Source organism: Streptomyces spinosus (genome assembly GCF_020400655.1).
GTDB classification, from domain to species: Bacteria; Actinomycetota; Actinomycetes; order Streptomycetales; family Streptomycetaceae; genus Streptomyces; species Streptomyces argyrophylli.
In genome coordinates, this window is sequence record NZ_JAINRC010000013.1 from 181,054 (window position 1) to 191,294 (window position 10,241).

General features: G+C 69.6%; 16 protein-coding genes. 11 read left to right on the top strand and 5 right to left on the bottom strand.

Going from position 1 to position 10,241, the window contains the following annotated elements; all coding sequences use genetic code 11:
• The first annotated feature begins 43 nt into the window (after positions 1–43).
• Positions 44–1,825 carry an FtsK/SpoIIIE domain-containing protein gene (locus LG395_RS41485; RefSeq protein ID WP_225811313.1) on the top strand — a complete coding sequence of 594 codons (1,782 nt, stop codon included), beginning with the start codon at positions 44–46 and terminating at the stop codon, positions 1,823–1,825.
• A 217-nt stretch (positions 1,826–2,042) separates the two neighbouring features.
• On the opposite strand, the gene LG395_RS25170 is transcribed toward LG395_RS41485, so the two are convergent.
• A complete protein-coding gene (locus LG395_RS25170; RefSeq protein ID WP_225811314.1) occupies positions 2,043–2,228 on the bottom strand; it encodes a hypothetical protein in 186 nt (61 codons plus the stop codon).
• 140 nt (positions 2,229–2,368) lie between these two features.
• Here LG395_RS25170 and LG395_RS25175 point away from each other — a divergent pair, with 140 nt between their 5' ends.
• The gene (locus LG395_RS25175; RefSeq protein WP_225811315.1) at positions 2,369–2,629 is read left to right on the top strand and encodes a hypothetical protein; all 261 of its coding nucleotides are present in this window, start codon (positions 2,369–2,371) and stop codon (positions 2,627–2,629) included.
• Between the two features lie 58 nt (positions 2,630–2,687).
• On the opposite strand, the gene LG395_RS25180 is transcribed toward LG395_RS25175, so the two are convergent.
• Genes LG395_RS25180 through LG395_RS25195 form a run of 4 tightly spaced genes read right to left on the bottom strand, consistent with a single transcriptional unit; the run spans position 2,688 to position 3,665 of the window.
• Positions 2,688–2,948: a hypothetical protein gene (locus LG395_RS25180; RefSeq protein WP_225811316.1), complete on the bottom strand. Its 261-nt coding sequence runs from the start codon at positions 2,946–2,948 to the stop codon at positions 2,688–2,690.
• The gene (locus LG395_RS25185) at positions 2,945–3,244 is read right to left on the bottom strand and encodes a hypothetical protein (RefSeq protein WP_225811317.1); all 300 of its coding nucleotides are present in this window, start codon (positions 3,242–3,244) and stop codon (positions 2,945–2,947) included. The genes LG395_RS25180 and LG395_RS25185 overlap by 4 nt, the downstream gene beginning before the upstream one ends.
• Positions 3,241–3,441 (bottom strand): hypothetical protein, encoded by a 201-nt coding sequence (locus LG395_RS25190; RefSeq protein ID WP_225811318.1) that lies wholly within the window; start codon positions 3,439–3,441, stop codon positions 3,241–3,243. Before LG395_RS25190 ends, LG395_RS25185 begins: the two co-directional genes overlap by 4 nt.
• Positions 3,438–3,665, bottom strand: coding sequence for a hypothetical protein (locus LG395_RS25195; RefSeq protein WP_225811319.1), 228 nt, complete (start codon positions 3,663–3,665; stop codon positions 3,438–3,440). Before LG395_RS25195 ends, LG395_RS25190 begins: the two co-directional genes overlap by 4 nt.
• A gap of 107 nt (positions 3,666–3,772) precedes the next feature.
• On the opposite strand from LG395_RS25195, the gene LG395_RS25200 reads away from it, so the two are divergent.
• The 9 genes from LG395_RS25200 to LG395_RS25240 all read left to right on the top strand — a co-directional run bounded on the left by LG395_RS25200 (position 3,773) and on the right by LG395_RS25240 (position 10,235).
• Positions 3,773–4,111, top strand: a complete 339-nt coding sequence (locus LG395_RS25200; RefSeq protein WP_225811320.1) for a LysR substrate-binding domain-containing protein — start codon at positions 3,773–3,775, stop codon at positions 4,109–4,111.
• A gap of 42 nt (positions 4,112–4,153) precedes the next feature.
• Positions 4,154–4,363: a hypothetical protein gene (locus LG395_RS25205; RefSeq protein ID WP_225811321.1), complete on the top strand. Its 210-nt coding sequence runs from the start codon at positions 4,154–4,156 to the stop codon at positions 4,361–4,363.
• 70 nt (positions 4,364–4,433) lie between these two features.
• Positions 4,434–4,655 carry a hypothetical protein gene (locus tag LG395_RS25210; protein ID WP_225811322.1) on the top strand — a complete coding sequence of 74 codons (222 nt, stop codon included), beginning with the start codon at positions 4,434–4,436 and terminating at the stop codon, positions 4,653–4,655.
• Between the two features lie 41 nt (positions 4,656–4,696).
• Positions 4,697–4,954 (top strand): hypothetical protein, encoded by a 258-nt coding sequence (locus tag LG395_RS25215; RefSeq protein ID WP_225811323.1) that lies wholly within the window; start codon positions 4,697–4,699, stop codon positions 4,952–4,954.
• Positions 4,955–5,165: 211 nt separating this feature from the next.
• Entirely contained in the window at positions 5,166–5,351 is a 186-nt protein-coding gene (locus LG395_RS25220; protein WP_225811324.1) for a hypothetical protein, read from the top strand.
• A 145-nt stretch (positions 5,352–5,496) separates the two neighbouring features.
• Positions 5,497–6,009: a hypothetical protein gene (locus LG395_RS25225; RefSeq protein ID WP_225811325.1), complete on the top strand. Its 513-nt coding sequence runs from the start codon at positions 5,497–5,499 to the stop codon at positions 6,007–6,009.
• The gene (locus LG395_RS25230; protein ID WP_225811326.1) at positions 6,006–7,406 is read left to right on the top strand and encodes a phage terminase large subunit; all 1,401 of its coding nucleotides are present in this window, start codon (positions 6,006–6,008) and stop codon (positions 7,404–7,406) included. Before LG395_RS25225 ends, LG395_RS25230 begins: the two co-directional genes overlap by 4 nt.
• A 247-nt stretch (positions 7,407–7,653) precedes the next feature.
• Positions 7,654–9,141: a phage portal protein gene (locus LG395_RS25235; RefSeq protein WP_225811327.1), complete on the top strand. Its 1,488-nt coding sequence runs from the start codon at positions 7,654–7,656 to the stop codon at positions 9,139–9,141.
• Positions 9,138–10,235 carry a head maturation protease, ClpP-related gene (locus LG395_RS25240; protein WP_225811328.1) on the top strand — a complete coding sequence of 366 codons (1,098 nt, stop codon included), beginning with the start codon at positions 9,138–9,140 and terminating at the stop codon, positions 10,233–10,235. The genes LG395_RS25235 and LG395_RS25240 overlap by 4 nt, the downstream gene beginning before the upstream one ends.
• Positions 10,236–10,241 lie beyond the last annotated feature (6 nt).

The following is a 10,241-nucleotide window of genomic DNA, read 5'->3' on the forward strand; positions in this document are numbered from 1 at the left end:
CCCCGCCCCACTGCGGGGGCCGCCGTCTCTCCGGAGCACCGCCGTGAAGATCAGCCGCGCCGACGTCGCCGCATCCATCGCCCTGCCCAGCCTCGTCTCCAGCGCCGCCATCCTCGCCGACATGCAGTACGGCAGCCACGCCGTCACCGTCGAGCTGATCACCGCCCTCGCCACCGGAAAGCTGTCCTTCGTCAGCTTCGCGAAGAAGTGGAGCCCGACGCTCTCATGGGGCGCGGGCGCGATGGCAGCCGCGTTCACCCAAGCCGCCATCACCGGAGCCGGCGGCGCAGGCCCTGCCGTCTACTCGTGGCTCGTAGCCGCGCTCCTCGCCGGCGCAGCCCGCGGCGCCTACCGGCACCACACCCGGCACGACCACATCAAGCTCGAACAGGCCACGGTTCACATGCAGTCCACGCTCATCGCGCAGCAGACCGCGTTGATCCGCCAGCAGATGGCCCAGTACAAGCTGACTGAGATGACCACGCCCGAGCCGGTCCAGGCCGGACCGGACCTGACCGGCCGGACTCCGGAGGAGACCAGGCTACGGACCGTGATCCACGAGCTATTCCAGGCCGAACTGCCGGGCTGCACCGTGGAACGGACCCGGACCGGCTGGACCGCCGTCCTGGACCTGCCCGTGAACCTGGACCGGACCCGGCTCCGGGCCGCCTGGGACAAGGTCGCGTCCGGGATGGGCGTGGCCGGGGAGTTCATGCTGGAAGACGGCGCGCTCACGAACCAGCTCGTAGCGAAGTTCATCGACGGCGACCCCCTGTCCACGGTCATCCCGTACCAGCGGACCAGCGGCGCCCGGTTCACCGACCCGGTCCTCCTCGGCGTGGACCGGTTCCTGAACCCGGTCTGGCTGGACCTCGCCTACAACCACACGCTGGTCGCCGGCTCGTCCAAGTTCGGGAAGTCCACGTTGGTTCGGTCCATCGCGGTTCAGCTCGCGGACCGCCCGGACACCGTGCTGTACGGCATGGACCTCAAGCCCGGCGCCCCCGAACTGACCCCGATGCTGCCGATCCTCCAGGACGTCGCCACCACCCCCGAGCAGGCCCACGCACTGCTGGACTGGCTGAAGGAGGAACTGACCGAGCGCGGCGAGATCCTGGCCCGCGCGGGTGACCAGGAATGGGACCCGCAGAAGCACGGCCGGCCGGCCATCTGGGTCATCGAGGACGAACTCGCCGAGCTGGTCCGGCAAGGCGACGACGGGCCCTGGAAGAAGACGCCGGCGTCGAAGAAGCAGGAGTCGCTGCTCGCGCTGATGCGGTTCGCTGGGATGCACTTCCTGTCCGCGACCCAGCAGCCCTCCCGGAAGGTGTTCGGTGGGACGACGGACGCCCGCGGGAACTACGCGAACCGGCTGTCCACGCGCATGAACGACGCGGACCACCGCCGGTTCATCTTCGGCAACACCCCAGGCTGGGAGCCTGGCAAGCTGGACCAGCCCGGCAAGTTCCTGCTCCAGTCGCCGGTCCACCAGGTCCCGGCCCCGTACAAAGGGATGTGGCTGACCGGGGATGAGTTCCGTGCCGAGGTCGCCCGGATCGGGGCGACGACCGTGCGGGCGCCGGTGGGGAAGCGGCTGATCCTGCCCATCACGGGTGAGACGAACCAGGACAAGGTGCGTGCGGCGCTGGTGAAGTACGGCAACATGACGCGCCGGGAGCTGGAGCAGGCAACCGGGCTGGGGGAGAAGCAGGTACTCGACGCGGCCCGCGCGCTGCGCCCCGAGGTCGAGCGCTGCGAGGACACCCAGACGTGGCGTCTCGTGCCCGTCGGCGCGTGGGAAGCTCAGGCGATAGCCAGTCGATAAACGTACAGGTCAGGGGCGATGCGATCGGGGTCGGATCGGGGGTCGGGAGTCGTGGTCCGTCGGGTCGAATCCGCAGCTGCCAACCGGCCCTGCTCCGACCCGTGTTCCGACCCCCTGAGGGCCGTTTGACAGCCCTGCGAGACTGGTCGTGTCCGTGACGTCGAGCACCACGGATGCCCCTGTGAGACCCCGCCGTGCACCCCCGTCGCGGCGGGGTCTACTGCTGCCCGGGGTCCGGTTCGGCGTCGACGGGCGGGGCGGGGACGGCGCGGGCCAACCAGCCGTTCCCGAGGACGTCGGTGGGCAGAGTGGCCGGCCGCGCGTCGAGCCGTTCGCACAGCTCGGTGAGCGCGCGCATGCACTCCTCGCGGGTGTCGGCTTGGACTCCGTACCTGATCGCCATGCTGGTCAGTGTGCCGTTACCGAAAGCGGGCGGCTACCGGTTCCCTCGAACGAGGGTTACAGATCAGTGACGACGTCTTCACGTCACCTGCACAGGGGCGGATGATGCGGCGGAACACCAGCCACCACATCGGGGGGATCATGCCCAGCTACAGCGACGTTCAGAAGGCCGTCAGAGTCGAGAAGGTCCGGCTGTGGTGCGGGTGGCTGGCCGGCAACGTCATCATGCTGATCATCGCCAACGCGACCCGGGACGTTGCGGTCGTCTCGGTGCTGACCCAGATCCTGCTCGTGCTCGTGTTCGTCGCCCTGACGGTGGCCCTGTTCCGGATGACGAGCGCCCTGAACCGACGCGCGGACCGGGCCCGGCGCGAGGTGCTGGGCGAGGACTATCCGGGCTGACCCTGGGCGTACAGCGGCCCCGCACCGGAGTCCGGGCGGGGCCCGTCATGCGGTGGGCTCAGCGGTACAGGGATCGTCCGGCGCGCTGGATGGCCTGCCTCCCGCTCGCCTCCATCGCGCCCTCGTCGATGATGAGTAGCTTCCCCTCCGGGCAGTACGGGCTGGCGAGCACGGTGAGGATGTGGCCGTAGCCGCGCTCCTCGACAGCGGCGCGGATCTCCTCCGCGCGGTGTTGCTCGCAGAGGACGGTGCGCTTGGCGTCGCCCTGGATCTGGTCCCAGAAGCGGATGTCGTTGGCGAAGTCGTGGTAGGCGCTCACGTGGGCTCCTCGTTCGGGCGGCGGGGGCTGTGCCCGTACTCCTCGATCGCCACGTTGAACGTTCGGCCCTGGCGCTCGATCTCCTTCCACTCGGTGCGCACGGGAGGCGGCTCCTCGTCCGGGCGCACCGGGCCCGCGCTCTCCTCGCGCGGCACCAGCCCAGGGAACGGGCGGCGCGGCTCCCCGAGGGGCAGGACGCGCTCTCGCGGCCCCAACGGCGGCTGAGACTCGGCGATGAGCGCGACGTGCTCCGCCTCCAGGTAGAGGCTGTCAACGATGTTGGGCTCCTCGGTCATGCGGTCTTCTCCTCGCTGCTCGCCGGGCGCTCCGGGTGGTAGGTGACCAGCTCGTCTTCGTTCCACTCTCCCAGCGCCTCGTCCTCGTGGACTTGTGCCGGTTCATGGCCGCGCGGCAGGAAGCACTCGGCGTCGATGGCCTCGACGTCCGGCCAGAAGGTCGTGCGCGCGCCGCATGTCTCTCGCTGCGCGCTCATGCGCTCTGCTCCTCGCCCTTGCTGCTGATGCCGGGGCCGCCGATCTGCTCGGGCGCGCGCTCGGGCTGCTTGTTCCCCGGCCAGCGGAGCCGCCAGCGGATGTACTCGCGGACGGCCTGTGTGCGGTTGCGGTCGCCGACGAGCTGACCGAACGCTTCCCACTCGTCGTCGGGGATGCGGAGTGGGCGGAGGGGCGTGTGCCCGTCGGTCTTCTGCTTGGCCATGGGGCCATCGTAGGGGTGTATATGCATGCGTTCCACCATAGGGCTTGCCGTGCATATACACCAGGGTCTACAGTGCATATACACGCACCGAACGAGGGGGACCCGAGATGATCGCCGCCAACCGCGCCCGCCGCGCCACCCTCCGCGCCCGCCGCACCCAGCACCAGGCCGCCGCGAAGATCCGCCGCACCGGCGCCGGCACCCTCGCCACCCACTGCCTCGCCGCCGGACTCGCCCCGCGCGAAGCCCGCTCCGTCGCCGGCTCCCTCCGCAAGAACGCGGCCAAGGCCGGCGTCACCGGCACCCCCTCCATCAGCTACACCCACGGCCGCGCCCGCCAGTGCACCCGCTACACCCCGGCCGAGGTCGCCCGCATCGCCGTCATCTACCGGCCCCGCAAGCCGCAGTACCGCACCGCCGCCGCCCGCCTCGCCCTCGCGGCCTGAAGGGACGCAACCATGGAGCACTTCACGGCCACCGAGTCGCCCATGAATAACGCCGCCGAGGTCACGAAGCTGGCCCGCTGCAACCGGTGCGGCGACGACAAGCTCGCCTGGAAGCAGTCGTCCCGCACCGGCCGCTGGTACCTGTGCGACGTCCTGGCTTGTGGCCGCTACGCGACCCGTGACAACCCGACGCTCCGCCGCTACTTCGTCCTCGCGCGGCTCCCGCACAAGTGCCCGGCCCGTACCGACTGACCCCGTCGGCTGTCCCGCAACCGCCAGCGTCCAGCTGCTCGCCGACGCCCTCGCCGCCTAGGAGCCGATCGTGACCCGCCGCGACTGGAACGCCCTCTACCTGCTCCGCTGGGACGACACGACCGGGGAGCACACCCGCACCGGCACGAGCCGCGACATCCACCTCGAAGCCCCCGCCCTCCACGCAAGGGGGGAGGCCGGGACGGTGTGGAACATCGCCGTCCTCGACGACGCCGGCGAGGACGTGACCGGCCGGTTCTTCGACCACCTCGACAACACCGCCGCCGCTTGACCCTCGCCACATACTTCGCCCTCGCCGCGTAGGAGAACCCCATGCAATCCCAGACCAGCCACGACTGTGTCGCCTGCCGCGACCTCGACTGCCCAGTCTGCTTCCCCGAGTACGTTCCCCAGGTAGGGGATTGCGTGGAGGACGCCCGCGGCAACGTGTGGCGCGTGACGTCGACCTGCACCCCCAACGGCAAGATCCAACTTCAGCACGCCACCCTGGGGCACTACGCCGACGCCCCACGGACGCAGACCGGTGGCTTCGCGTTCCCCTTCTTCACCAAGGTCAACACCCCAGCCTGATCCCCCCTACTGCGCGAGGAGACCCGATGCCCCGCATGATCGGCCGGCACTGCCCCGACGGCCCCGGCGGACGCGACTGCTACTGCTGCGGCCAAGCCCCAGGCCGAGACCGCAAGACCGCCCGCCGGCGCGTGAAGCGCTCCGAGCGACAGCAGTGGAAGCGCGCCGCCCGCCTCAGCCCCTGGCCGCCCGACACGACAGGACGAACCCCATGACCGAACTCGCCCGCAGCCTGGAGACCGTAAGCCCCAAGGCGCCGATGACCACCGCCGCACTCATCATGGGCCTGACCGCCGAAGCCGGCCGCCCTGTCACTCAACGCGAGATCAGCGAAGCCCCGGCGATCCCCGAGGGCGCGACCCGAGCCGAGTACGCGGAGATCCTCCGCAACGCCTGACTCACGACGAACTGAAGGCCCCGCACACGCCACCGGTGCGGGGCCTTCGTTCTGCGCGCGCCCTCAGCCGCCACCCCGGTTGCACGCATCGTTACCATCAAACCACGCCAACCAGTAACCACGCGAGCAACAGGAAGGGGACGCCGTGACCGCCAACGACGACACCCCCGACCACCTCAAACGCCCCCGCGACGGACGCAACCGGTTCGTCCGCAGCATGGACAACGTCCGCCGCGACGCCGAAGCAGCCGCCTACTGGGCCGAACACCACTGCACCTACCAAGAAATCGCCGACCGGTTCGGCTACTACGACCGCGCCCAAGCCTGGCGCGGCATCCAGGCAGCGAAACGCGACGTCGCCCTGCCCGCCGTGACCAAGCTGCGCCAGACCGAAGCCGAACAACTCGACAACCTGTACGTCCTCGCCATGGAGATCATCGAGCGGAACCACGTCGTCGTCTCCCACGGCCGCATCATCTACGGCGAAGACGGCAAACCCCTCCAGGACGACGGACCCCGCCTCCAGGCCATCCAGACCGCCCTCCGCATCCGCGACCAGTACCAGAACCTCCACGGACTCAAGCAGCCCGCCAAGGTCGAACACTCAGGCGGCGTGAAGTACGAAGTCGTGGGCGTTGACCCCGAAGACCTCACGTGACCACAGCGACGGACGACGACGTCATCGTCCGGTACGAACCCCGCGGCGCCGCCCGGCAACTCTTCAAGACCCGCGACAGCGAAGTCGTGATGGCCGGGCCGGCCGGCACCGGGAAGTCCCTGGCTGCGCTGTTCCGCGTGCACCTGGCCGCGCTGCACAACCCGAACATCCGGTGCCTGATCGTCCGCAAGACCGCGGTGTCCCTGACGTCCACCACGCTGGTCACGTTCGAGAAGAAGGTCGCTGCCGACGCCCTCGCCCGCGGCATCGTGACCTGGTTCGGTGGTAGCGCCCGTGAGGCGGCCTGCTACCGGTACTCGAACGGCAGCGTGATCGTGGTCGGCGGTATGGACAAGCCCGAGAAGATCATGTCCGCCGAGTACGACCTGGTGTTCGCCGACGAAGCCACCGAACTCACCGTGGACGACTGGGAGGCCATCGCTACCCGCCTTCGTAACGGCGTCCTTTCCTGGCAGCAGCAGATCGCCGCCTGCAACCCGGGCCCGCCGTCGCACTGGCTCAAGCAGCGCTGCGACCAAGGCGAAGCCACGATGCTCATCTCCCGGCATCGCGACAACCCGGCCTACATGAACGCCGACGGCACCCCCACGGAGAAGGGCCGGGACTACTTCGCCAAGCTGGATAAGCTCACCGGCGTCCGTAAGGCACGCCTGCGCGATGGCATTTGGGCCGCAGCCGAGGGCCAGATTTACGACGGATGGGACGACGCCGTCCACATCACCGACCCGCGGGCCATCCCCGACAGCTGGACACGCTGGTGGACCGTCGACTTCGGGTTCACCAACCCGTTCGTCCTCCAGTGCTGGGCCGAAGACCCGGACGGCCGGCTCTGGCTGTACCGCGAGATCTACCACACGCGGCGCCTCGTTGAAGACCACGCCCGGCACATCCTCCGGTTGGTCCGCCGCTGCGCCGACTGCTGCGGCTCAAAGGCCACCGACCACGACTGCCACACCTGCAAGGCGTGCCGGCTGGAGTGGACCGAGCCTCGACCCCGCGCGATCATCTGTGACCACGACGCTGAGGACCGGGCCACCCTGGAGCGGCACCTGAGCATGGGGACACAGGCCGCGCACAAGAGCGTGTCCGACGGCATCCAGGCAGTGCAGTCCCGGCTGAAGGTGGCAGGCGACGGCAAGCCGCGTCTGCTCGTCGTGCGCGACGCGCTGGTGGAGCGCGACCCGGCGCTGGAAGAGGCGTCGCTGCCGATTGGCACGGTCGATGAGATCACCGGCTACGTGTGGGCGGTGAAGCCCGGCAATGCCGGCGGCCTCAAGGAGGAGCCCGTGAAGAAGGACGACCACGCTATGGACGCCATGCGGTACATGGTCGCCGCGAAGGACATCGGCGGCAGGCCGCGGGTCCGCTGGCTGTGACACTGTCGAACCCCTACAACGCCACCGGATGAGAGTGAGGCCGCGATGACTAGCAGATACGAGCGATTCCGCAGGTGGAACCCGTTGTTGCGGAAGTTGGCGCCGATTCTGCTTGACACGGCTGGGATCATCCTATTGTCGGGTTCCGCCATGGTGTGGAACCTGATCGCTGGCCTGGCCGCAGCAGGGATTGGCTGCTTCGTCCTGAACTGGCGGTGGTTCGGCACCGAGTAGCGAGGGAGGGGCGTTGGCACGGACCCTCCTCGGCGCGCTCCTCAACCGAGCCAGCACCGCAGCTCAGACCCCGGTCCCCTTCGCCTCCCGCTCCGCCAGCTACAGCGGCGGCCTGTTCGGTGCCAGCCGCACCGCCGAAGGTCAGATGCGCGCCATGAGCGCCGTCGGCACTCTCTTCGCGATCGTGGACAGGACGGCCAACGCGACCGCCCTCGTCGACTGGAAGCTCTGGCGCAAGGCCAAATCAGGCCGCGCCGAAGACCGGACCGAAGTCACCGCGCACGCAGCCCTCGACCTGTGGAACCGGCCCAACCCCTTCATGCCGCGGCAGGAGTTCGTCGAGAGCTTCCAACAGCACCAAGACCTGACCGGCGAAGCCTGGTGGGTCATCGCCAAACGGCCCGGGATCAACCTGCCGCTGGAGATGTGGCCGGTGCGCCCCGACCGCATGACGCCCGTACCGTCCCGGGACAACTTCCTCGCCGGGTACGTCTACACGTCACCGGACGGCGAGCAGATCCCGCTGGAGCTGGACGAGGTCATCCAGCTTCGCCGGCCGAACCCGCTCGACCCGTACCGCGGCCTGTCGCCGGTGCTGTCGATCCTTCCGGACCTGGACACCAGCCGGTACGCCTCCGAGTGGAGCCGGGCGTTCTTCGTGAACAGCGCGCAGCCGGGCGGCATCATCGAGGTTCCGCAGGCGCTCAGCGATGACCAGTTCGATGAGCTGCGGGACCGGTGGAACGAGCAGCACCGCGGCGTCGGCAACGCGCACAGGGTGGCGATCCTGGAGCACGGCAAGTGGGTCGACCGCACCATCAGCCAGCGCGACATGCAGTTCGTTGAGCTGCGCGGCGCCACCGCCGACCGGATCCGCGAGGCATACGGCATCAGCAAGACCGCCATCGGTGACTTCGAGGACATCAACCGCGCCTCCGCGCTCGCGGCCAAGAGCTGGTTCGCGGAGCAGCAGACCATCCCGCGCCTGGAACGGATCAAGGCCGCACTCAACCACGAACTCCTGCCGCTCTTCGGAGCCACCGCACAGGGCCTGGAGTTCGACTACGAACCCCCGACCCCGCCGGACCCGGAGATCGAAGCCCAGCAGCTCACCGCACGCTCGGCTGCTGCTGCCGTCTTGGTCCGCGAGGGCTTCGACCCGGCAGGCGTCCTGTCCGCCGTTGGCCTCCCCGAGATCCCCTACGCGGGACGGCCTGCCGCGCCGGGTCCGTCCGCTCTGGTGGCCGCGTGGGATGACGCCGTGGCCAGCCTGCTCGGTGAGGACATCGAGGCGGCGCAGCGGTGGGTCGCGGTCGCGGTCGACGACGACAACACGTGCGGGCCGTGCGCGGAGAACGACGGCAAGACCTACCGCAACCGGGCGATGGCCTACCAGGACTACCCGGGAGGCTCCGGCTACATCCACTGCGTTGGCGCGAAGTACGGCAACGAGTGCCGCTGCAAGGTCGTCAAGCGAGGCCGCAAGGGAGAGGGCTCATGAACATCACGCTGCCCGGTAAGGCAGCCACCTTCCAGGCCAGCCAGCGCGCGCAAGCCGCCAAGCAGCGGGAGCAGTTCGGTATCGAGGCCCGCTCTTGGTACCGCATCAGCAACGCCGCCTCGCAGGACGAGGCCGAGGTGATGCTGTACGACGAGGTGGGCGGCTGGTTCGGCGCGACCGCCGATCAGTTCATCGCGGACCTGCGCGGCATCACCGCGCCGAGTATCCGGCTCCGCGTCAACAGCCCTGGCGGCAGCGTGTTCGAGGGCATCGCCATCGCCAACGCGCTCCGCTCCCACCCCGCGTCGGTGACGGTGCAGGTCGACGGGATCGCCGCGTCCATCGCCTCCGTGATCGCCATGTCCGGCGACCGGATCGAGATGGCCCCCAACAGCATGCTCATGATCCACGACGCCTCGGGCGTCTGCATGGGAAACGCCTCCGACATGGAGGAGATGGCCGAACTCCTCGACCTGATCTCGGACAACATCGCGGACGCCTACGCCGCGCGCGCCGGCGGCACCCGCGACGAGTGGCGGGCCCGGATGCGCGCCGAGACCTGGTACCTCCCCGAGGACGCCGTCGACGCCGGCCTCGCCGACGAAGCCATCACCACACCGAAGGCCGGCACCCCCGAGGCTGAGCCGGACGAGACCGAGCCGGAGCCGGAGATGGCCCGCGCCTGGGACCTGGCTGCCTACGGCTACACCGGGCCCCGCCGCGAGGACCCGAAGCCGGAGGCCGAGGCGGAGCAGCAGACGACGCTGACCATCAACATCGGCGCCGCCCTCGATGAGGACTTCGTCGAGCAGCTGCGCGCCATGGTCCGCAAGGCCAGCAAGCCCGCGTCCGTCGAGGACACCGTCCCGGCCGAGCCCGCCGAGGAGCAGGTCGCCGAGTACCAGGGCGAGCACGGCCCCGAACTGGTGGCGCTCACCGACCCGGAGCCGGAGGCGGCTGCCGCCGAACCCGTAGACGAGTGGGCCGCAGCCGTGGCCCACCTCACCCAGCCCAAGCCTGACCCGTGGGCCGCACTCGTGGCCCGCTTCACCCACAGCACGTCGGCGGCCCGCTCGGCGACGGACGCAGCCTGAAGGAGG